At 42.8% G+C, this 22,121-nt stretch carries 20 protein-coding genes; 17 read left to right on the top strand and 3 right to left on the bottom strand.

The window, feature by feature from the left end; genetic code table 11:
- The first annotated feature begins 50 nt into the window (after nt 1–50).
- On the top strand, nt 51–941 hold the full coding sequence (locus BQ5809_RS03570) for a hypothetical protein (protein WP_003785255.1): 891 nt from the start codon (nt 51–53) through the stop codon (nt 939–941).
- A gap of 221 nt (nt 942–1,162) precedes the next feature.
- Here BQ5809_RS03570 and BQ5809_RS03575 read toward each other — a convergent pair whose 3' ends face one another.
- Nucleotides 1,163–1,519 carry a hypothetical protein gene (locus tag BQ5809_RS03575; protein ID WP_003785259.1) on the bottom strand — a complete coding sequence of 119 codons (357 nt, stop codon included), beginning with the start codon at nt 1,517–1,519 and terminating at the stop codon, nt 1,163–1,165.
- Between the two features lie 456 nt (nt 1,520–1,975).
- Between BQ5809_RS03575 and guaA the strand changes: the two genes are divergently transcribed.
- Entirely contained in the window at nt 1,976–3,547 is a 1,572-nt protein-coding gene (gene guaA, locus BQ5809_RS03580; RefSeq protein WP_003785262.1) for a glutamine-hydrolyzing GMP synthase, read from the top strand.
- Between the two features lie 61 nt (nt 3,548–3,608).
- On the opposite strand, the gene BQ5809_RS03585 is transcribed toward guaA, so the two are convergent.
- The gene (locus BQ5809_RS03585) at nt 3,609–4,181 is read right to left on the bottom strand and encodes a beta-class carbonic anhydrase (protein ID WP_003791326.1); all 573 of its coding nucleotides are present in this window, start codon (nt 4,179–4,181) and stop codon (nt 3,609–3,611) included.
- Between the two features lie 259 nt (nt 4,182–4,440).
- On the opposite strand from BQ5809_RS03585, the gene rho reads away from it, so the two are divergent.
- From rho to BQ5809_RS03660, 15 genes are all read left to right on the top strand, one after another.
- Nucleotides 4,441–5,805 carry a transcription termination factor Rho gene (gene rho, locus BQ5809_RS03590; RefSeq protein ID WP_003785266.1) on the top strand — a complete coding sequence of 455 codons (1,365 nt, stop codon included), beginning with the start codon at nt 4,441–4,443 and terminating at the stop codon, nt 5,803–5,805.
- 64 nt (nt 5,806–5,869) lie between these two features.
- The gene (gene rbfA, locus BQ5809_RS03595) at nt 5,870–6,241 is read left to right on the top strand and encodes a 30S ribosome-binding factor RbfA (RefSeq protein ID WP_003785267.1); all 372 of its coding nucleotides are present in this window, start codon (nt 5,870–5,872) and stop codon (nt 6,239–6,241) included.
- 95 nt (nt 6,242–6,336) lie between these two features.
- Nucleotides 6,337–6,972, top strand: a complete 636-nt coding sequence (locus tag BQ5809_RS03600; RefSeq protein ID WP_003785269.1) for a thiamine diphosphokinase — start codon at nt 6,337–6,339, stop codon at nt 6,970–6,972.
- A 95-nt stretch (nt 6,973–7,067) separates the two neighbouring features.
- The gene (gene dksA, locus BQ5809_RS03605; protein WP_003785271.1) at nt 7,068–7,487 is read left to right on the top strand and encodes an RNA polymerase-binding protein DksA; all 420 of its coding nucleotides are present in this window, start codon (nt 7,068–7,070) and stop codon (nt 7,485–7,487) included.
- Between the two features lie 80 nt (nt 7,488–7,567).
- A complete protein-coding gene (locus tag BQ5809_RS03610; RefSeq protein ID WP_003785273.1) occupies nt 7,568–7,936 on the top strand; it encodes a DUF2069 domain-containing protein in 369 nt (122 codons plus the stop codon).
- Complete coding sequence (locus BQ5809_RS03615; protein WP_032827581.1) at nt 7,929–9,758, top strand: PglL family O-oligosaccharyltransferase; 1,830 nt, start codon at nt 7,929–7,931, stop codon at nt 9,756–9,758. The genes BQ5809_RS03610 and BQ5809_RS03615 overlap by 8 nt, the downstream gene beginning before the upstream one ends.
- 128 nt (nt 9,759–9,886) lie before the next feature.
- A complete protein-coding gene (locus BQ5809_RS03620) occupies nt 9,887–10,567 on the top strand; it encodes a response regulator transcription factor (protein ID WP_003785280.1) in 681 nt (226 codons plus the stop codon).
- 104 nt (nt 10,568–10,671) lie between these two features.
- A complete protein-coding gene (locus BQ5809_RS03625) occupies nt 10,672–12,060 on the top strand; it encodes a sensor histidine kinase (protein ID WP_003785282.1) in 1,389 nt (462 codons plus the stop codon).
- 34 nt (nt 12,061–12,094) lie between these two features.
- Complete coding sequence (gene yaaA / locus BQ5809_RS03630) at nt 12,095–12,868, top strand: peroxide stress protein YaaA (RefSeq protein ID WP_003785284.1); 774 nt, start codon at nt 12,095–12,097, stop codon at nt 12,866–12,868.
- Nucleotides 12,869–13,138: 270 nt separating this feature from the next.
- A complete protein-coding gene (hrpA, locus tag BQ5809_RS03635; protein ID WP_003785285.1) occupies nt 13,139–14,533 on the top strand; it encodes an ATP-dependent RNA helicase HrpA in 1,395 nt (464 codons plus the stop codon).
- Nucleotides 14,534–14,581: 48 nt separating this feature from the next.
- Nucleotides 14,582–14,992, top strand: coding sequence for a hypothetical protein (locus BQ5809_RS03640; protein ID WP_003785286.1), 411 nt, complete (start codon nt 14,582–14,584; stop codon nt 14,990–14,992).
- A gap of 211 nt (nt 14,993–15,203) precedes the next feature.
- Nucleotides 15,204–17,837, top strand: coding sequence for a DUF3418 domain-containing protein (locus tag BQ5809_RS03645; RefSeq protein WP_003785288.1), 2,634 nt, complete (start codon nt 15,204–15,206; stop codon nt 17,835–17,837).
- Between the two features lie 30 nt (nt 17,838–17,867).
- Nucleotides 17,868–18,935, top strand: coding sequence for an AAA family ATPase (locus tag BQ5809_RS03650; RefSeq protein ID WP_003785289.1), 1,068 nt, complete (start codon nt 17,868–17,870; stop codon nt 18,933–18,935).
- Nucleotides 18,935–20,656, top strand: a complete 1,722-nt coding sequence (locus tag BQ5809_RS03655; RefSeq protein ID WP_003785290.1) for a hypothetical protein — start codon at nt 18,935–18,937, stop codon at nt 20,654–20,656. Before BQ5809_RS03650 ends, BQ5809_RS03655 begins: the two co-directional genes overlap by 1 nt.
- Nucleotides 20,653–21,558 (top strand): hypothetical protein, encoded by a 906-nt coding sequence (locus BQ5809_RS03660; RefSeq protein ID WP_003785291.1) that lies wholly within the window; start codon nt 20,653–20,655, stop codon nt 21,556–21,558. The genes BQ5809_RS03655 and BQ5809_RS03660 overlap by 4 nt, the downstream gene beginning before the upstream one ends.
- Nucleotides 21,559–21,572: 14 nt before the next feature.
- Here the strand turns inward: BQ5809_RS03660 and BQ5809_RS03665 are convergent.
- On the bottom strand, nt 21,573–22,121 hold a 549-nt coding region (locus BQ5809_RS03665), incomplete at its 5' end, for an IS5 family transposase (RefSeq protein ID WP_234982866.1).

Consider the following 22,121-nt stretch of genomic DNA (forward strand, 5'->3'; position numbering starts at 1 on the left):
TTTGGGCGGATTTCGTATCCGTCCATTTTTTTAAGCAGAAAGAAATCAACATGATTATTGTGATGCAAGCCACCGCGCAAGACGAAGACGTGCAAAGAGTCGTGCAAACCATTCGTCAACAAGGGCTGAGCGAACACATTTCGCGCGGCAAAGAATGCACCATTATCGGTGCAGTGGGCGATGAGCGCGTGTTTGACATCGCCCAAATCGAAGCCTTGCCACAAGTAGAACGCGCCATTCGCATTGTGCAAGATTGGCGCATCATCAGCCGCGAAGCATGGGCGCAAGACACACAAATCACCGTGCGCGGCATGGCATTGGGTGGACATTCTGGCATACGCAAAATTCAAGCAATCGCGCAAACAGACGCAAGCAGCCTGCACCTAAATGCCGACAGCGATGCCGCTTTGTTTGACCCTTTTTACACGCCAGCTAATCCTTATGCGCGTGCAGGCTGCTTTTCGCTGGAAAACACCACGCAAACGCTACACGACATCAGCCAAATCTGTCGGCAAAATAACAAAATCATCGTCATGCGGATTCGAGACAGCGCACACTTGGAAGTCGCCTTATCCGTCCAAGCCGATATTCTGTATTTGGGCGGCGAATTGCTTGCCAACCGCAGCTTGTTGCAAGAAGTCGGCAGCCTAAATATCCCAACTATTGTGTGCAAAGACAGCCATCATCGAGTTCGCGATTGGTTGGTGGCGGCAGAACAAATCGTGTTGCGCGGCAATCAACACGTTATTTTGGGTGATGCAGGCACATTGAGTTTGCATGGCGAGCCGTTGAGATTGGACGTTGATGCGCTAGTCGCCGCCAAAAAATTGAGCCATTTGCCTGTGTTGGCAAACATTAGCCAGCTTGCACATCGCCACATGGACAAGCAAACCTTGTGGGCATTGGCTTGTGCGGCACAAGTTGATGCGATTATTGTGTAAATATATAGTGGATTAAATTTAGATTAGGACAAGACGACAACGACTGCCGTGTACAGCTAGTACATAAGGGAGTTGGCAACGCTGTACTAATCTAAATTTAATTCACTATAAAAAGCAGCCTGCACTTTTTGTTGATTAAAAGTGCAGGCTGCTTTTTATAGTGAAACAAAAACCGCGCCAGATTAAAAAACTCAGCGCGGTTAAGATTAAAAGTTGAGTGATTAGTTCAAATTGTTTTCAGCATCAACCAAAGAACGACGAGCCAAAGCCAAGTTAGATTTAGAACGATCCAACACAGAGTACAAGAACAAGCCATCGTGTTTAGCCAATGGGCGCAACAAGTGGTATTGTTTACCCAAAGTAATCAAGATGTCTTCGATATTGTCTTTCAAACCCAACATGCCCATAGTTTTCATTTTTGCACGCATCACTTCGGTGTTACCAGCAGCAGCGATTTCCAAATCGATTGCAGCAGAACCACCGCCTGCCAACAACATACCACTTGAGTAGTCTACTACAGCAGCAGCCAAAGCACCATCAACGTTCAACATTTCTGATACGGTTTTATCGTAATTCATTCTAAAAGCTCCTAAAAATAACAAAAAATACTTTTGAGTCAAAACTGGTGACTCGTAAAACCAAGAAATAGGTATTTCCAAACGGTTACCAGGTTCCCACTTGCCAGCCTTTTGTTACTGACTTGTTTTGCTGCCTAGAAACTGGTTCGAATTATAAATCTCCCAAAAAAAATAGTAAAGCTGCATTTCAGATGCAAAATTAGTCTTTCTGATTAGGAAAATCATGATTGGAAAGGAAAAATATCAATTTTTATTTTATTTGGAGTGTACATTCTATCGAATAATCAAAAAACTATGTTTATAATGAAAGGTATTATCTTTAATTTTGAGTATTAATACCAAGTACTTTTTAGGAAGAAAAGTGTGTTAAAATTACCACGCTTTTGAGTCGCTGTATTCTAGGAAATGCTGGAATAACCGTTTTTTTCACTTGACTTTTGACCAATATCAATACTTATGACAAACCAAGACAAAATTCTGATTTTAGATTTCGGCTCGCAAGTTACCCAACTGATTGCGCGTCGTGTTCGTGAAGCGCACGTTTACTGCGAACTTCATTCTTTTGATATGCCTTTGGACGAAATTAAGTCATTCAATCCAAAGGGTATTATTTTATCTGGCGGTCCTAATTCGGTGTACGAATCGGATTATCAAGCGGACGTGGGTTTGTTTGATTTGGGCGTGCCTGTGCTGGGCATTTGCTACGGTATGCAATTTATGGCGCACCATTTGGGAGGCGAAGTGTCGGCGGGCAATCAGCGCGAATTTGGTTACGCGCAAGTGAAAACGATTGATTGCGAACTCACGCGCGGCATTAATGACGGCACGCCAAATATGTTGGACGTGTGGATGAGCCATGGCGACAAAGTGTCTAAATTGCCAACGGGTTTTGCTGTGATTGGCGACACGCCGTCTTGCCCGATTGCGATGATGGAACACGCGGAAAAACAATTCTACGGCATTCAATTCCACCCCGAAGTTACCCACACGAAACAAGGTAAGGCTTTGTTAAATCGTTTTGTTTTGGATATTTGCGGCGCGAAACCGAGCTGGACGATGCCGAATTACATCGAAGAAGCGATTGTGAAAATCCGTGAACAAGTCGGCAATGAAGAAGTAATTTTGGGCTTGTCAGGCGGCGTGGATTCTTCTGTGGCGGCGGCGTTGATTCATCGTGCGATTGGCGACCAATTAACCTGTGTGTTTGTGGACCATGGTTTGCTGCGTTTGAATGAAGGCAAAAATGTGATGGATATGTTTGCGCGTAATTTGGGCGTGAAAGTGGTTCACATTGACGCGACTGAGCAATTTATGGGCAAATTGGCTGGTGTTACCGACCCTGAACAAAAACGCAAAATCATCGGCGCAGAATTTATTGAAGTCTTTGACGCGGAAGAGAAAAAATTAACCAACGCGAAATGGTTGGCGCAAGGCACGATTTACCCCGATGTAATTGAATCGGCTGGCGCGAAAACGAAAAAAGCCCACGCGATTAAATCGCACCACAATGTGGGAGGGCTGCCTGAAAACATGAAATTGAAATTGCTTGAACCGTTGCGCGATTTGTTTAAAGATGAAGTGCGCGAATTGGGCGTGGCGTTGGGTTTACCGCGTGAAATGGTGTATCGCCACCCATTCCCTGGCCCTGGTTTGGGCGTGCGGATTTTGGGCGAAGTGAAACGCGAATACGCGGATTTGTTGCGCCGTGCCGATGATATTTTCATTGAAGAATTGCGCAACACGATTGACGAGCAGTCGGGCAAATCTTGGTATGATTTGACAAGTCAAGCGTTTGCGGTGTTTTTGCCTGTGAAATCGGTGGGCGTGATGGGCGATGGACGCACTTATGATTATGTGGTGGCATTGCGTGCGGTGATTACCAGTGATTTTATGACGGCGCATTGGGCGGAATTGCCTTATTCGTTGCTCGGTAAAGTGTCGAACCGTATTATCAATGAAATCAAAGGGATTAACCGCGTAGTTTATGATGTGAGCGGTAAACCGCCTGCAACGATTGAGTGGGAATAATCAAATAATATAAAAGCAGCCTGCACTTTCAATTTGTAAAAAGTGCAGGCTGCTTTTTATGCTAAATCGCGCAACTTTCATCACCATGAACCACAACCGTCAATTTGCCTGTAACAGGGTGAATCACCAGCCCATGAACAGCAATATTGGCAGGCATCAACGGGTGTTTGCGAATCAGGCTAACCGTGTGGCGCACGCTGTCTTCCACGCTATCAAAACCTGTGAGCCAGTTGTCCAAATCAATGCCTGCGTGGCGCAGCGTGGTGATGCGGTCTTCGGGAACGCCTTGCTCTTCGGCTTTGGCAAGAAAGGCTTGGGCGTTCAGTCCGCGCATACCGCAGTCGTAATGCGCGATAACCATGATTTCTTCTACGCGCAATTCCAGCACCGCCACCAACAGCGAACGCATCACCGAACCCCAAGGGTGCGTCACCACCGCGCCTGCATTTTTGATGAGCTTGACATCGCCGTTACGCAAACCCAGCGCGGCAGGCAAAAGCTCCACCATGCGCGTGTCCATGCACGACAAAATTGCCAATTTGCGCTCTGGGTATTTGTTGGTTAAAAAGTGTTCGTATGCGCCGCTGTCTACAAACGATTGATTGTGTTGCAAAATGTGGTTTAGTTCTGACATATTGTGCTGTTTGATAAAGTCTGAAAATGGCATCATAAACCGAATAAGCAAAAAAAGCAGCCTGCACATTTACGCTTTCTTGACTTATTTTGCGACTTATTCTTATAATCCGCCACTTTACGTTCTCTGCCAAATCAGGCACAACTTTCCGATTTATCTCACTATATATTTATTTTGATTATTCCAACCCAGCCCAATGCACCGCGTATTTGCATCACACAAAAAGTGTAGGCTGCTTTTTATCTGAAAAATTATCTTTATGCACGTTTCTGAATTACAAACCAAACACATTACCGAACTGTTGGCACAAGCCGAACAAATGGGTATTGAAAACGCCAACCGCCTACGCAAGCAAGACCTTGTGTTTACTATTGTGCGCGAGTTGATGAAAGACGGACAAGAATTCATCTGTTCTGGCACGCTAGAAACCTTGCCCGATGGCTATGGTTTTTTGCGTTCCGCTGCTACATCGTATTTGGCTTGCCCTGATGATATTTACGTTTCGCCCAACCAAATTCGCCGCTTCAATTTGCACACAGGCGATACGATTGAAGGCACGGTGCGTGTCCCCAAAAATGACGAAAAATACTTCGCTTTGGTGCGCGTGGACAGCGTAAACAGCAACAATCCCGAAAGCAGTCGCCACAAAATTTTGTTTGAAAACTTAACGCCGCTGTTCCCAACCAAACAGCTCAAATTGGAGCGCGAAAACGATTTGTCGGCAGAAAACATCACAGGGCGCATCATTGATTTGATTTCGCCGATTGGTTTGGGGCAACGCGCCTTGTTGGTTGCGCCACCCAAATCGGGCAAAACCGTAATGCTGCAAAACATCGCCCACGCCATTACCGCCAACAATCCCGATGTGGAATTGATTGTATTGCTGATTGACGAACGCCCAGAAGAAGTAACCGAAATGACACGCAGCGTGCGTGGCGAAGTGGTGGCTTCCACCTTTGACGAACCTGCGCAACGCCATGTGCAAGTGGCAGAAATGGTCATCGAAAAAGCCAAACGCATGGTGGAACACAAAAAAGACGTGGTGATTTTGTTGGATAGCATCACACGCTTGGCGCGTGCGTATAATACGGTTGTGCCGACTTCGGGCAAGGTTTTGACTGGTGGTGTCGATGCCAATGCGCTGCATCGCCCCAAACGCTTTTTTGGCGCAGCGCGAAACACCGAAGAAGGCGGTTCGCTCACGATTATCGCCACCGCTTTGGTGGACACAGGCAGCCGTATGGACGATGTGATTTTTGAAGAATTCAAAGGCACAGGCAATATGGAATTGAACTTGGAACGCCGTTTGGCTGAAAAACGCGTGTTCCCAGCGATTAACATCAACAAATCGGGTACGCGCCGCGAAGAATTGCTCGTGCCAAGCGACCAGTTGCAAAGAATGTGGGTGTTGCGCCGTGTGTTGCACCCAATGGACGACGTGGAAGCGGCTGAATTCTTGTTGGACAAAATCAAAAAAACCAAAAACAACCACGACTTTTTTGATGAAATGCGTGGCGGCGGTTCAAACAGCGCGAAAAAAGTCGGCACAACCACAACCACCGTGGCATCTGCTGCGCCAGTTAAATCCACACGCGGACGCAAACCGAAAACGGCAAGTGAATAAAGTGCAGGCTGCTTTGGCGTTCGTTTGATTTTGTTGATTGAAATCACGCAAGAAAGATAGATTTATGAAAAAACCACAACGCAACGGCTATGCCCGCATAGACCGCGTTAAAGAACAAGTGATGCGCGAATTGGCAGAGCTGGTACGCACAGGCTTAAAAGACCCACGCGCAGGCTTTATCACGATTAACGATGTAGAAGTAACGCGCGATTATTCCCACGCTACTGTGTATTACACCGTGTTGAGCGGCGACCGCGAAGCCAGCTTACAGGCTTTGGAACACGCCAAAGGCTTTTTGCGTAGCGAATTGTCGCGCCGAATCACGGTGTTTCGCACGCCAGAATTGCATTTTGAATACGATGAATCGCTAGAACGCGGCGTACAGTTGTCTAATTTGATTGACCGCGTTGCCAGCGAAAAACCTGTTCAGGATTGATTATTGAGTCGAACGCCAAAGGCGTACCCTTTTATACCCAAATCAAAGATTTGGACAAAAGGGCAAAGCAGCCTGCATTTTGAGAAGGAGATGACATGAAAACATTGGTTTTTTGTGCGGGAGCGAAAGACCCCAATTTGTCTGTTTTACAACAAATTTCGTCCGATTTATTGATTGGCGTGGACAGAGGCGCAAGCACATTGGTTGCGCACGGCTACACGCCCGATTATGCGATTGGCGATTTTGACAGCAGTGAACCGCCCGAACAATGCCGTCATGTCATTCGTTTGCCAACCGATAAAGACGACACCGATTTGGAAGTCGCATTATTGAGCGTGTGCGAACGAGTTGGCGAAGAAAACATCAGCCAAATCATTATTGTGGGCGCCTTGGGGGCAGGGCGGCTAGACCACTTGCTAACCAATATTTGGCTGGCACATCAACCGCGATTTGTTCCCTATTTACACAAAATTCGCATGGTGGAAGCCAACAGCATCACACGCTTTTTTGGTGCAGGCGAACACGTTTGGTTGCACGAAGCCGACAAAAAATATGTGTCGTTTATCGGTTTAACGCCCATCAAAAAACTCAGCATTAAAGGCGTTAAATACCCCGTAGAAGCCAAAGATTATCCCAGCCCTGTGGCTCTGGTTAGCAACGAATGTTTGGGCAGCATGATACGTTTTTCGTTGGAAGAAGGTATTTTGTGCGTAGTGCAAAGTAATGATTAATTGTATTTTTTGATTTGAACGTGTTATGATGCGCGGCTTTTATCAATGGGCAATGATTCATCTGTTTGCCAATAGAAAATCGCAAAAGGAATAACATGGCAAAAAAACTTACCGAGCAAGACATTATTAATTGGAACGGTAGCGAAGACGATTATATGAACGAGCAACATTTGGCGTTTTTTCGTGATTTGTTGTTACAAATGCAGGAAGATTTGATTTCCCGTGCCGATGAAACGACTGTACATTTGCAAGACCATGAAGCCGCGCCCGACCCAGCCGACCGTGCTTCGCAAGAAGAAGAATACGCGCTGGAATTGCGTACACGCGACCGTGAGCGTAAATTGTTGAGCAAAATTCAAGCATCATTGCGCGATATTGAAGACGGCGAATATGGCTTCTGCCGCGACACAGGTGAGCCGATTGGTTTGCGCCGTTTGTTGGCACGTCCAACCGCCACTTTGTCGGTGGAAGCGCAAGAACGCCGTGAGCGTTTGAAAAAACAATTTGCGGATTAAAGCACGAAATAAAGTGCAGGCTGCTTTTGAGAAAATACCCGCATTGGCGGGTATTTTTGCATGAATAGAGATATAAACACATGAAAAATAACAAACAAATTGCACTACGCACCGCGCAGGCTGCTTGGTTGGCGTTAATCGCGCTCACGCTGCTGTGGGACGGCTGGTATGCGCCTTTGCACACGGGGCGTTGGTTGCTGGTCATTAAGTTGTTGCCGTTGGCGTTGCCTTTGCGTGGCATTTTGTTGGGGCGAGTTTATACTTATCAATATTGCTCTATGCTGGTGTTGGCGTATTTTACCGAAGGCATCATGCGTGTGTTTGATGTGCAGCCGTTGAGCCGTGCGTTGGCGGCTGGCGAAGTGGCATTAAGCGTAGTGTTTTTTGTGGCGTGTTTGTTGTATTTGCAGCATTTTAAGTTGAAGAAGAAAGAATCGCATCATGCGTAATCATGATTCATCGTTGGGCAGCTGGTTGTGGCTGGGTTTGTTTTTGGTGGCGGTGTTGCCCTTTTTGTCGATTTGGCGCGTTGGGCCGTTGCCCAGTTTCTTTTTGGAAATCGGCTCGCTATTGGGCGCGTTGGCGTTTTTTTTGATGACGGTGGGTGCAGGCTGCTTGCGTGGCGTGGCTGTTCCACGCGCATCGTGGTATTTCGTTGGCATGGCGATTTTTTGGGCGATTCAAGCGCGTTGGCTCAATTTGACTTATGCAGGCATGAGCGACATGGTGTCGTGGACGTTTATGGTGCTGGCGTTGATGTGCTGGGCGTGTCGCGGCTGGACAGAACATTTGGGCACAGAACAAGCCGTTAGCCTGCTGGCAAGTGTGATTGTGGCAGGTTGCGTGGTGCAGGCTGCTATTGGTTGGCTGCAATACACAGGTTTAGCCAGCCATTTTTCGGGCTATTTAATGTATCGCAAAGGCATAGTGGAAGGGCAGCTCGCCCAGCGCAACCATTTTGCTCACTATTTGATGTGGGGCGTGTTGTGCAGCGCGTGGCTGTGGTCGCAACGCCGCTTATCGGCAGGCATCGCCAGCGCATTGGTGCTGTTTTTTGCCGCCACGATTTCTTTGACAGGCTCGCGCACCGTGTTTGCCTATATTTTGATGCTGACCGCATGGTTGCCGATTTATCGCATCATTGGTGGCAGAGAAAGCACGCGCCCCGTGATTGGCTTGGCATTGGCTGCGTTTGTCGTGTTGGTTAGCCAATATGCCGTTGAACCGATGTTGAATTGGATAAGCTCCACCAATCAAGTGCAAACCGCCGCCGAACGCATGGTTGGCTCGCAAATCGAAGGTTCAGGTCGCGGCTACGAATGGCGCAAAGCGTGGCAAATTTTCTTGTCTGCGCCCTTGTTTGGCTATGGCTGGGGCAGCTATTCCTTGTATGGCTTTTTGGAAAACGTCTATCCCACAGGATTTCGCCCCTACGAAAACAACGTATTGTTCACGCACAGTCACAATTCGTTTTTGAATTTACTCGCCGAAATGGGCTTGGTTGGCACAACTTTAATTTTGGGCGGACTGGCATGGGCAGTCAAAGGCAGCCTGCAACGCATCAATCAGCCTGTTGGTGGTTTGTTGATTGCGTTGATGGGGATTTCTTTGGTGCATAGCGCGTTGGAATATCCGCTGTGGTACATCTACTTTTTGAGCGCGTTTACGTTGTTTATTGGTTTTTCGCCCGCACCGCAAACGAAATCAAACCGACCAAAAGGGCAAAGCAGCCTGCACTTTTTGTTGCCCTATGTCGCCGCTTTGTTTGCCGTGTTTATAGCGATTGGCATACTGCGATTGGCAAGCGCATATCAAGAATTGCGTCAATTTTCGGGCAATCCAGAAACCTTGCCGACCAAACGCACACAACAAATTGTGGGCTTGTTACGCATCGCCAAAACCGAGCCGATGTTGCGCCATTATGCCCAATTTCAGTTGAGCAGTTTCATCAATCCCAACGATGCCACGCAACCCGAATGGGCAGAAGAAGCCCTGCGCGAAGCCTTGCAATATCGCCCCTATGCCAATGCGTATAAATACGCTTTTGTTGCCTATCAAGCAGGACATATCGAAGAAGCACGCGATTGGATGCGGCTGATGTATCACTACTATCCAGCCAAAATGCCTGCCTATGCCGCACCGATTATGAACACCAATCATTACCTCGAATTGCGCGATGATTACACACGCACTTGCCAAGCCTATCGCCAAGTTGTGCCGTCTGCGCCTTTGTGTGCCGAAGCCTTGCCCTTGCCGATGCGCGTAAAATAAGTCATTTCGCGTAAAACAATGTTAGCAATGCAAAGAATTCGCAAAAAGCAGATACAACCTGCTATGAATGTAAAGACATTGCTGCTAATATAAGCGCGATTTTTCACAATAACCGTAAGGAGAACACCATGAGCCGTGTGTTGCTTGTAGATGATGATGATTTGCTAACCGAATTATTAACCGAATACCTTACTGCCGAAGGTTTGGAAGTGACCCGTATGCCCGATGGCGAAAGCGGTGTACAAGAAATTTTGAATGGTCAGGGCTACGATGTCGTGGTGCTGGATTCGATGATGCCGAAAATGAACGGTTTGGACGTGTTGAAAACCGTTCGCGCCCAAAGCAAAATCCCTGTGATTATGCTCACAGCAAAAGGCGACGACATCGACCGCATCATTGGCTTGGAAATGGGTGCAGACGACTATGTACCCAAACCATGCCAACCGCGCGAACTGTTGGCGCGTATCAACGCCATTTTGCGCCGTTCGCAGCAAAACACCGAAGCCAGTAGCACCAGCAACAGCATTGTGGCAAGTGGCGTAACTTTGTATCCGTCCAAACGTCAAGCCACGATTGGCGATACGGCTTTGGAATTGACCAGCACTGAATTCAATTTGTTGGAAGTGTTGATGCGCCACGCAGGTCAAGTGGTGAGCAAAGATGCGTTATCGCAAGAAGCACTCGACCGCAAATTGGCAAAATTTGACCGCAGCATCGATGTGCATATTTCGAGCATTCGTCATAAATTGGGCGATGCGTCGTTGATTCAAACGGTGCGCGGTTTGGGTTATTTGTTTGTGAAGAACTAATCGCTGTTTCATCATATAAGTGCAGGCTGCTTTTTTATCACACAAAAGCAGCCTGCACTTTTTTGCACTATAATCCGCCTTATTTTGATTGCAGATAGACAACCATGAAATTGTTTCAACGCATTTTTGCCACCTTTTGCATGGTGATTATTTTGGCGATTTTTGTTGCCAGTTTTTCTTTTTGGCTGGTGCAAGAACGCATTGCACAAAGCCAATTTAACCAGCGGCGCAACATGGAAATTAGCCTGCTTGCCAACGCATTTAGCACGTTTCAATCCCAAGGCGAGCAAGCCACACGCGAATTATTGCAACGCTGGGGCAACCACCCAGCCAGTCGCAATGTACTCATCATCACAGGCGACAACAAACGCGAATTGCTCGGGCGCAACGTATCCAATAGCGAATTGGAAAAAGCATACAGCTACGCACGCACACACCCCGATTCCAATTTGGCGATTTTGTATTACGACCCATTTGGCGAAGAATATCTCTTTTTTATTCATAACTTTGACAACGAACAAATCGAACGCCTGCCCACTTTGATGATTCCAGGATTGTCGATTGCGCCCATTTGGCACGAATTTATCGTGTTCGCCAGCATTTTGACGATTGGCTTACTGCTTGCCTACATTGTGGCAAACAACATCACGCAGCCCATTCGCATTTTGGAACACGGCATGAACCGACTTGCCAAAGGCGAATTAGACGCGCGCGTATCGCAACAATTAGACGACCGCAAAGATGAATTGGCAAATTTGGGCGTACAATTCGACAAAATGGCAGCGCAGTTGCAAATTTTGGTAGAAAAAGAACGCCACTTGCTGCACCACGTTTCCCACGAAATGCGCTCGCCCTTGGCACGCATTCAAGCAATTGTGGGCTTATTGCAAGCGCGACCCGAAAAACAAGCCGAATACATCGCCCGATTGGAAGGTGAATTAACGCGCATGGACAATTTGGTTGGCGAATTTTTGACCTTGTCGCGCTTGGAAACAGCCAATATTCCCATGGAAAAAGAAGCGATTGCGCTGTTGCCATTTATCACGCAAATTGTGGAAGACAGCCAAGCCGTTGCCGAGCAGCATCAGCATCAAGTGTCATTTGAAGCCAGCAAACTCAACACCAAAACGCGCATTTTGGGCAACGAGAGTTACTTGTATCGCGCATTTGATAACGTGATTCGCAACGCCATGAAATACAGCCCAAACGGCAGCACGATTCAAGTTCGCGCCTATGAAGACCGCAAGCACGTTCACATTGAAATTGTGGACAACGGCATGGGCATCAAACCCGACCAACTGCCGCATATTTTTACCGCGTTTTATCGCGCCGACAGCAGCAACGGCAAAGACGGCACAGGCTTGGGTTTGGCGATTACCAAACACATCGCGCAGCAACACAATGCCAAATTGATTGCCGAAAACGTATCGCCCAATGGCTTGAAAATGCACTTTATTTTTCCGAAATTCGTGAAAAATCAGCAAACTGAATAAAAGCAGCCTGCACTTTTTGTAGAAAGGAAACCCCATGTATTTTTTATTATCGCCCGCTAAAAACCTAAATGAAGAGCGCGATTTCACCCCAAAAATCTATTCGCAACCGCCGCTGCTAGACCAAGCCGAACAGTTGATGAACGATGTGCGCCCCTTGTCGCCCCAACAAATCGCCGAGTTAATGCACGTTTCCGACAAAATCGCGTTGCTCAATGCCGAACGCAATCAAAACTGGCAACCGCCATTCACGCCCGACAACGCCAAACAGGCTTTGTTTATGTTCAATGGCGATGTGTATGACGGCATTGGCGCGTATCAACGTAGTGAAGAAGAAATCAGTTATATCCACAATCATGTGCGGATTTTGTCTGGCTTGTATGGCGTGTTGCGACCGCTGGATTTAATGCAGCCGTATCGTTTGGAAATGGGAACACCGCTTGCCAATTCGCGTGGCAAAAATCTGTATGAATTCTGGGGCGAGCGCGTGACCGAACGTCTGAACTTTACCTTGCAATGCTCGGAAGACGGCATTGTGGTGAACTTGGCATCGCAGGAATATTTTAAAGTGATTCAGCCAGCTAAACTGAATGCGCGAATCATCACACCTGTGTTCAAAGACGAGAAAAATGGCGTGTACAAAGTGATTAGCTTTTACGCCAAACGGGCGCGTGGCTTAATGGTGCGCTATGCCGCTGAAAACGCAATTGAAGACGTGGAACAGCTAAAACAGTTTGATTTGGACGGCTATGCGTACAACGAAGCGGCTTCGTCCGAAAACGAATGGGTGTTTTTGCGCTCGCAAGGTTAAATGAATAAACCAAATTAAGTGCAGGCTGCTTTTGAGATTTCAAAGCAGCCTGCACTTTTGTTTATGGAAAGAATAGTTTATACCTATAGTGAATTAAATTTAGATTAGTACAGCGTTGCCAATTCCCTTATGTACTAGATGTACACGGCGGTCGTTGTCGCCTTGTCCTAATCTAAATTTAATCCACTATAAATCAAGATGTGGATAAAAAGTGCAGGCTGCTTTTGCTATAATCTAGCATCTTGAAAATAATTGAATTTGTAACAAAAAATGAATATTCCCGATTTATCAAAAACCCTTTCAAAAGACCGCCATTTCCTAAAAACCGCTTTCAGGCAGCCTGAAAAATTCGGCGGATTAGAAAAAGTCCAACAAAAATACCAAAAATCCCACGACCTATTTTTACAACGCCAAGCGCGTGTGCCAGCGATTACGCTCAACCAAGATTTGCCTGTTTACGAAAAACGCGAAGACATCAAAACTGCCATTCAAAACAACCAAGTAACCATTATTTGTGGCGAAACAGGCTCGGGCAAAACCACGCAAATTCCGCAAATTTGTTTGGAATTGGGGCGCGGCGTGTCGGGATTGATTGGACACACGCAGCCACGCCGTCTTGCCGCTCGCTCGGTGGCGGAACGGATTGCCGAAGAATTGCACAGCGAAATTGGGCAAGCAGTCGGCTACAAAATCCGTTTTAATGACAAAACTTCGCCATTATCTTTTTTGAAATTAATGACGGACGGCATTTTATTGTCAGAAACGCAAACCGACCGTTTTTTAGCGAATTACGACACCATTATCATTGACGAAGCGCACGAACGCAGCCTGAATATTGATTTTCTGCTGGGCTTTTTAAAACAATTATTGCTGAAACGTCCTGATTTAAAAGTGATTATTACGTCTGCCACGATTGACGCGGAACGCTTTTCGCAGCATTTCAACAACGCGCCTGTAATTGAAGTGAGCGGACGAACTTTCCCCGTAGAAATTGTATATCGCCCCTTGCACGAACAAGACGAAGACGAAGCGGAAATTGAATTGGCGGACGCGATTGTGGACGCGGTAGATGAATTGGCGTGTTTGGGACAAGGCGATGTGTTGGTATTTTTGTCGGGCGAGCGTGAAATTCGGGAAGCAGCGGAAGCCTTGCGAAAATCGCCCTTACGCAAAAATGACGACATTTTGCCGCTTTTTGCGCGATTATCGGCGCAGGAACAGCACAAAATTTTCCATCCGACTGGCGACAAACGCCGCATTATTTTGGCGACCAACGTGGCGGAAACGTCGCTGACCGTGCCGCGCATTAAATTTGTTGTGGATACGGGGTTGGCGCGTGTGAAACGCTATTCGGCGCGGGCGAAAGTGGAACAGTTGCACGTTGAAAAAACCTCGCAGGCAGCCGCGAAACAGCGTTCAGGGCGTTGCGGACGCATTTCGGCTGGCGTGTGTATCCGCTTGTTTTCCGAAGAAGATTTTAATCAACGCCCTGAATTTACTGACCCTGAAATTATTCGTACAAATTTATCGGGCGTGATTTTGCGGTTGATGTCCTTGGGGTTTGGCGATATGGAAACGTTTCCGTTGTTGGATATGCCCGACCAACGCTATATCAATGACGGTTATCAGGTGTTGTTGGAATTGGGCGCGATTGCGGAAAGTTAAAAAGCAGCCTGCACTTTTTCAAGCTGCCTGAAAATAGGAATTGTAAATATGGAGACACAAAAATTGCCACATTGGTTCTGGCAACTGTTACCCGTTTTAACCAAACGGCAAAATATTGATTCTTTTGAGCAATGGTTATATGACACGCAAGCCGAAAGCTCATTTCCAAACGATGTCTATCAATCACTTCTATGGTTGAATTATCGTGAATCGTGCCAAGTCGTTATTACCAAACTAATTGAATTAGCAAGCCAGTATGTGCCTTTATATATGGTTGATGATAGATTGTATGCCATACAATTTATGACTCAATTATTTTCATTTGAACGCCCTGAATATTACTGGGAAAGTAATGATGAGATTTGGACATTTTTGCCGATTGATAATGCCAATTATATTTCTGCATATCGAGAGATTATGGAAGATTATTGGTATGAGTTTGATAGATATAGCCAATAATGGGAAAGTGATATTTCAACAGAATACAAGGTATTTCATTTGGAATATCAGCGAATTACAACTCAATTAACCGAAGCAATTTATAAACACATTACAGAACAAACGGATTTGCTCTGTATGCAGCCTAAACCTATTTTCAGGCAGTCTGAAAAATCCAGTTTCTCAATCTTCAATATTTTTAAAAAATATTTTTAATTTAATCTAAATAAATATGATGTCTCCACAAAAAAACCATTACAAACTCACCCCACTCGGCAAACAAATGGCACGTCTGCCGATTGACCCGAAAATCGCCCGAATTTTAATCGCGGCGAAAAAGCACGATTGCATGGCGGAAATGTTGATTATTGTGTCCGCCTTGTCCATTCAAGACCCACGCGAGCGACCGCTTGAAGTCCGCGAATTGGCGAACAAAGCCCATGAGCGTTTTGCCGATAAGCAGTCGGATTTTTTGACGTATTTGAATATTTGGGACAGTTTTCAGCGTGAACGTGATAAAAAATTGTCTAATAAACAATTAGTTCAATGGTGTCATCAATATTTCTTGTCGCATTTGCGTATGCGTGAATGGCGAGAATTACACGCGCAACTGACTGAAATTGCGGTGGAAATGGGTTTGACGAGCAAGGAAAACGCTTTCAGGCAGCCTGAAAATTTATCCGTGTTTGAACAATCCGATATTTCTAGCGATTTAGATTTATCAGCAAAACTCAAACAAAAACAACTAGATAAGAAAAATCATCATGCCAATATCAAGGCGAAAAAAGAAGCGAGTTTCGAGCAAATTCATCGTGCCTTGCTGACGGGTTTGGTGGCGAATGTGGGGCAGAAATCGCCTGACGCGAACGATTACATCGGGGCGCGTGGCAGCCATTTTCATTTGTTCCCTGCGTCCAGCGTGTTCAAAGCCAAGCCAAAATGGGTAATGGCGGCGGAATTGACTGAAACGTCCAAATTATATGCCCGAGATGTGGCAAGCATTCAGCCCGAATGGATTGAGCAGGAAACACCACATTTGGTGCGTTACCATTATTTTGAGCCGCATTGGGAGCAGAAACGCGGCGAAGTGGTGGCGAGCGAGCGCGTAACCCTTTATGGTTTAACGGTTTTGCCACGCCGTCCTGTTGCGTATGCCAAAGTTGCACCCGATGAAGCGCGTGAATTGTTTATTCGTGGCGCGTTGGTGGCGCAGGAATGCGATTTGCAGGCTGCTTTTTTCGTTCACAATAAAAAATTGATTAAAGAAGTTGTTGATTTAGAAAATAAATCTAGAAAACAAGATATTTTGATTGACGATGAAATTTTGTATGAATTTTACAATCAAAGGCTGCCTGAGAATGTGGTTTCAGGCAGCCTGAAAAAGCCGCTTGCCGATATTCGCACCTTTGAAACGTGGCTGAAACACGCGGACGAAGCCACGCAAAAACGCCTGTTCCTCACGCGAGACGACTTGATGCAACACGCCGCCGCCCACGTTACGGAAGAGCAATTTCCGAAATTTTGGAAAACGGCGGACGGCAAATTCAAGCTGTCGTATCGTTTTGAGCCGCACCACCCACTTGACGGCGTAACCGTTTCACTGCCTTTGACGGTGTTGAATCGTATCAATTCGGCAAGTTTGGAATGGCTGGTTCAAGGCATGATACGCGAAAAATTGCAGTTGTTAATCAAAGCCTTGCCAAAACAAATCCGCCGAATTTGTGTGCCTGTGCCTGAATTTATCACGCATTTTTTAAACCAAAATCCCGACCAAAACGCCCCGATTTTGCCCCAACTTGCCCAAGCGATTGCCAAATATGCTGGCGATATGCGGCTGTTGGAACAAATTGATTTGGACGAATGGACAGCTTTCAGGCTGCCTGAACATTGCTATTTTAATTTACGGATTGTTGATGACGGCGGTCAAGAATTGGCGATGGGACGCGATTTAGTTCAATTACAACAACAACTTGGACAAGTGGCAAGCATGACATTCCGCGACAACACGCAGGAATTTGAACGCGATAACATTAAAACGTGGGACATCGGCAAGCTGCCTGAAAGCGTGAAATTTGCGCGTGGTAAACAGCAATTGGTCGGCTATTTGGGCTTGCAAAAAGAAAAAGATGGCAAAATTGCACTGCGTTTGTTTGATACGAATGAAATGGCGCAAGCGGCACATCATCAGGGCGTGATTGAGTTGATGAAATTGCAGCTAAAAGAACAAGTTAAAGACTTAAATAAAGGCTTGTTGAATTTCACACAAATCGTGATGCAACTCAAACAAATCGGCGTGGACACATTGCGCGAAGACATCACGCAAGTGATTTGCGACCGAGCGTTTATCGGCGAAGACGAATTGCCACGCAACGAAAAAGACTTCAAAGAGCAAGTTAAACGAGCCAGAAATCGCCTGCCAGCGGTCAAAGAAGCCTTGAATAAACACTTGTTGGAGGTGGCGAATCAGTATGCGGTTTTGGTGAATACGATGGGCAAGCATCCACTTAATTACACGTTAAAACAACAGCTTGAAAAGTTGATTTATCCGAAATTTGTCAGCCGAACGCCTTGGCAACAATGGCAACGCCTGCCCATTTACCTGCAAGCCATGCAAAAGCGAATGGAAAAATATTCCGCTAATCCCGCTCGCGACAAAATGCGTGAAGATGATATTCAAGAGCTGGAAATGGCATGGACAGAGCGTATTCAGGCAGCCAAAATGCAGAATCAAGCAGTTTCTGATGAATTAGCTGGGTTCTTTTGGAGCATTCAGGAATTGCGTGTTTCGCTGTTTGCGCAGGAGTTGAAAACGCCGATGCCTGTGTCTATCAAACGCTTACAAAAAGAGTGGGATAGTTTACAATAGAGCCTTATTTTAGAACCTTGGAGCATATTTATGAGTAATGTTATTCAGAAAATTATTTTTGGCAGTCCTGGTACAGGAAAAAGTCATTTAATTCAGCATAATATTCTTTCATCTTTAATTAAAGATGATGATAAAGAGAAAGAAAAAAAGAAAAGAGAATCTAATGTTGTTAATGTGGTATTTCACCCTGAATACACGTATGGAGATTTTATGGGTAAATTATTACCCATATCAACTGAATCTGGGAATGTAGAATATCGTTTTTATGAAGGACATTTTTTAAAAGCATTATCTTATGCCTATAGAAATTTAGTTCTTGTTCTTGATAAAAACGGTGAGCAATCACGAAAACCTGATAATGTAGTTTTAGTAATTGATGAAATTAATCGTGGTAATTCTTCGGCAATCTTTGGTTCAGTTTTTCAGTTACTTGATAGAGATGATAGTGGTTGGTCTAGCTATGAAACTACACTTAATGGAATAGTATTTGATAAATTTCAAGAGTTAATTTTTAATGATATTAAAACATCAACTACAAAAGGTGGTAAGACAACCAATGAAATTGGGGCATTTAAGGGGGAAAAATTTCCAGATTTACAAAAAGAGATTATTTCTTTGCTTGGATTAGATTTAAATCAAAGGAATATAAAAATTCCACCTAACCTTCACATTATTGCAACAATGAATACATCTGATAGCTCTATTTATTATATGGATACGGCATTCAAACGCCGTTGGGAGTGGCAATTTATCGATGTCAATTCAAATCTCATTTCAGAACTAGGAGTCGCTTTTTATTCGGAAAAAGAATGGGTTGATTTCATTGCTAAACTAAATAACTTTATTAAGTCAAATCATAGTTATATTCGTGGCATTGAAGATAAGCAAATTGGTCGTTACTTCATCAAGGCAGAAAAAAATCAAATCAGTTACGCAGTGATTCAAAGTAAATTGATGTTTTTTATTTGGGATAGTGTATTTAACCGCGATAAGAAACCATTAACTGATTTATTGAAAGTTGATAGAAATGAATTAGTTACGTTTGGTGATTTTGCCGCAAAAGTTAAAGAGTTTATTAAAGCAATTCAGGAAAATTAATGTTTAACTTTAATGAATTAGAAATTGTATACTCAAATGAGCCTAATTGTCTTCGAGGCTCATTTGTGGGTATTCGTCAAGATAAATATTTAGGAAAAATGGCTTTCACTCTGCCAAAAGGTTTTGATAATTTTGAGAAAAATTACGACAATGTTAAAAAGCTATTTTTCTCTATGTATCGTATTTTTAATAAATTTCGTCAAAATAATCAAAATAATAGTAAGCAATTTGATGAAAAGCCAACATCAAAAGACAATGTACAAATTGATAATCATCAAGGAGCATACATTTTTACTGATGAAGATAATAATGAGACTATTTTATATAGCAAGATTGATTTGATTGAGAAAATTTTTGAGACTTATCAAGAGTTGGAAATTGAATCTCTAATTCAAGAAATTGGATTGATTGAAGATGTTGATTATTCAAAAATTGAAAATTATTTGGATAAAGGAATTTATTTAAAAAATAATGCTATTTTTATAGAACATACATTGGGATATAGAAATATTGTCCGTGGTGTTCCATCGGAGTTGATTGAGTTATTTTGTTATATTTATAAAGAGTTGGCTAATGAATTAGAAAAGGAATTATCAGAACAAATTAAAGAAATTGCATTTAATTTCTCTTATCAATATTTAAGCCCAGAACAAAGTTTGTTTTCCGAACATTCATTTGATATGACTATTGGTATATTAAAAGATTGTTTGGATAATATTCATAAAATAACTGCATATAAAAATGCACAATATTGGGATATTTATGAAGCAATAGAACACTTTTTATATGGTAACCTGAAATTTGATGCTGAAAGCAATCAAGAATTTTGGGGTATCGATAATTTTAGTTATATTTGGGAGGAAATGTGTAATTCTTGGATGGCACAGAATAAAGACTATGAAATATTGTATTGTGATACGAATTTACAATTAAATAAATATAGGGATAATTTATCAAGAGAAAAACGAGTTTGGATAGATTATAACCAAATCCAGAATGTTTTTCATATTGAATTAAATGGATTTAGGCGCTGGATAAGACCAGATATTATTATTGAGTCTAGAGAGAATCATGGTTTAAGTGGGAATCCTCTTATCGTTGCCTTAAGTGAAAAAATCTTGAGTATAGAGAAAAGTCCTGTACCTAAAATTTTGTCTCTGTATACAAATCGTATCAATGTGGAATTTAAGCTTAACTCAAATAAAGAAAAAAATTTAAATTCAGATATTTTCGATATATCTAAACAGATTTTTGAAAATTTTGTATTTGAGTTTAAAAATTTACACAAAAGAAAAAGAAATAATCACAATAAATTAAAGGGGTATCAATATGATCCTAAAAATAAATATCATTTTATTTTGAAAAATATTGATGAAACTATTTATGAGGAAATATACCAAAATATACTAAATAAAGGAAATAAATCCAAGCAAGGGCTAAAGAATGTAAAATATATTGTAGATTGGAAGTATTATTCCTATACAGTTTTTGATAATCCAGAATTTCGAAAAGATCCCAGAATTAATTTAAGTATTATAAAATCTAATTTATATGAATTTTGTTTATCTAAAAGCATAAATGATGAAATAGTTAGTCAATTTGGTCTTCCTTTTTATGATATTAAACATGAGGAAATTATTCTTTCTGTTACAGATTTAAATTGTGGAATCCAGATTGTAAAATTAAATTTTCCTAAAATTCAGGAGATTTATCTTAAATGACTGAAATATTTAAAAGTGATTTTGTATTTGGATTGCAAGGTAATAAATATCAGGAGTTTATTGAACAAATTGCAAAACCAATCATTAATGAGATAGTAGAAAGTACTATTTACGATATTATTCAATATGATAAGCATTTATCAGTTAAGGATTTTGAAAATACACAAAATAGTATTGTATCTGATTTATACATAAATTTTTTATACGATATTGAAAAGTCAGATAATCAAGTATTTTTCAAACCTAAAGTATGTATTTCGTTTGATGAGCGATTATGCCAAGATACTTGTCCCAACACGGGTAGAAAAATTGCAACAATTAAAGTTGCAGGTGTAAATTTAGCCTATTTCATTTTGTTTGATGTAAAAGAGTTTTTTGATTTTATTTACAATAATCAATTAGATAAAAATGATGAAAAATCTATTTATCGTGAAAATTCATCATTAAAAGAACAAATGATTGTTAAGAAAGGATATATTCATAACACAAATCAAAATCAAGAAAGAGAATTTAGTTTTGCGCGTATTTCAGTCGATGATGGTATACCACTATACCACGATAGATATGAAATACTCACTTCTTTGAAAGTTGGGGATTTTGTAGATTTGGTATTTAGTTCATCTGAAAAAGATTCAAGATTCCCAAATCAGGTACTGCTATCAGATAATCAAAATGAAATTGAAAATGTGGCAAAAAGATTTCAAGGTATATTAACTTATCCGAAATATACTAAAAAAAACTTTGCTTTCATCAATACAGATGAGGGAATAGAAATTTATGTGCGACCTAGTTTGGCTAAAGATTATTCTCCTTATGAAGAAACATTAGTAGAGTGTATTGCAACACTTGCTGAGAAAGGTTGGCAAGCTGAAGTAATTAAAAATATAGATGGAACTATATAGGTCTTGTTGAACATTCATAGCTTGAGCCATTGATACGCAAGGGCTAGAGCGACATTATTTTCATAATTTCGCTTTAGTTTATCAAACCGTGTAGCAATAGCTCGGTAGTTTTTAATTTTGTTAAATTGGTTTTTCACAACATGGCGACATTTATATAAATGCCAGTCCATATGATGATTACCTTTTTTCTTATTATTTGATTTTACTGGTATATTTGCATGAGTATCTTCAGCTTCAATTTGTTCACGCAAAGGTTCTGAATCATAACCCTTGTCTGCACAAACTATTGATGTTTCACTTAAATCCAATTTAGCAATCCATTCAGGTGCAACTTTAACATCATGTACCGAACCGTCAGTAATGATAAATTCCAAAGGATTGCCATGTGCATCTACTGCTAGATGAATTTTAGGTGGTGTTCTGAAAAGTGTGCTGTAAAAAATAAGCAATAAAAAAGCAGCGAAAACAGAGTATATTTGAGTGTGTGAAAACAGAAATAACTCTAACTTGTCCTCGCTGCCAAGGACAAAATATAAAGAAAAATGGCTACTCTGGCAATCGTA

It is taken from the genome of Kingella kingae ATCC 23330, assembly GCF_900111845.1.
Lineage (GTDB): Bacteria > Pseudomonadota > Gammaproteobacteria > Burkholderiales > Neisseriaceae > Kingella > Kingella kingae.

What these genes read in the sequence shown, in the direction of transcription:
- BQ5809_RS03650 (WP_003785289.1), top strand. Translation starts at nt 17,868, where the DNA reads ATGAGTAATGTTATTCAGAAAATTATTTTTGGCAGTCCTGGTACAGGA.
- BQ5809_RS03655 (WP_003785290.1), top strand. Translation starts at nt 18,935, where the DNA reads ATGTTTAACTTTAATGAATTAGAAATTGTATACTCAAATGAGCCTAAT.
- BQ5809_RS03625 (WP_003785282.1), top strand. Translation starts at nt 10,672, where the DNA reads ATGAAATTGTTTCAACGCATTTTTGCCACCTTTTGCATGGTGATTATT.
- BQ5809_RS03660 (WP_003785291.1), top strand. Translation starts at nt 20,653, where the DNA reads ATGACTGAAATATTTAAAAGTGATTTTGTATTTGGATTGCAAGGTAAT.
- rho (WP_003785266.1), top strand. Translation starts at nt 4,441, where the DNA reads ATGCACGTTTCTGAATTACAAACCAAACACATTACCGAACTGTTGGCA.
- BQ5809_RS03620 (WP_003785280.1), top strand. Translation starts at nt 9,887, where the DNA reads ATGAGCCGTGTGTTGCTTGTAGATGATGATGATTTGCTAACCGAATTA.
- yaaA (WP_003785284.1), top strand. Translation starts at nt 12,095, where the DNA reads ATGTATTTTTTATTATCGCCCGCTAAAAACCTAAATGAAGAGCGCGAT.
- BQ5809_RS03645 (WP_003785288.1), top strand. Translation starts at nt 15,204, where the DNA reads ATGATGTCTCCACAAAAAAACCATTACAAACTCACCCCACTCGGCAAA.
- BQ5809_RS03575 (WP_003785259.1), bottom strand. Translation starts at nt 1,519, where the DNA reads ATGAATTACGATAAAACCGTATCAGAAATGTTGAACGTTGATGGTGCT.
- BQ5809_RS03585 (WP_003791326.1), bottom strand. Translation starts at nt 4,181, where the DNA reads ATGTCAGAACTAAACCACATTTTGCAACACAATCAATCGTTTGTAGAC.
- dksA (WP_003785271.1), top strand. Translation starts at nt 7,068, where the DNA reads ATGGCAAAAAAACTTACCGAGCAAGACATTATTAATTGGAACGGTAGC.
- hrpA (WP_003785285.1), top strand. Translation starts at nt 13,139, where the DNA reads ATGAATATTCCCGATTTATCAAAAACCCTTTCAAAAGACCGCCATTTC.
- guaA (WP_003785262.1), top strand. Translation starts at nt 1,976, where the DNA reads ATGACAAACCAAGACAAAATTCTGATTTTAGATTTCGGCTCGCAAGTT.
- BQ5809_RS03610 (WP_003785273.1), top strand. Translation starts at nt 7,568, where the DNA reads ATGAAAAATAACAAACAAATTGCACTACGCACCGCGCAGGCTGCTTGG.
- BQ5809_RS03615 (WP_032827581.1), top strand. Translation starts at nt 7,929, where the DNA reads ATGCGTAATCATGATTCATCGTTGGGCAGCTGGTTGTGGCTGGGTTTG.
- rbfA (WP_003785267.1), top strand. Translation starts at nt 5,870, where the DNA reads ATGAAAAAACCACAACGCAACGGCTATGCCCGCATAGACCGCGTTAAA.
- BQ5809_RS03640 (WP_003785286.1), top strand. Translation starts at nt 14,582, where the DNA reads ATGGAGACACAAAAATTGCCACATTGGTTCTGGCAACTGTTACCCGTT.
- BQ5809_RS03600 (WP_003785269.1), top strand. Translation starts at nt 6,337, where the DNA reads ATGAAAACATTGGTTTTTTGTGCGGGAGCGAAAGACCCCAATTTGTCT.
- BQ5809_RS03570 (WP_003785255.1), top strand. Translation starts at nt 51, where the DNA reads ATGATTATTGTGATGCAAGCCACCGCGCAAGACGAAGACGTGCAAAGA.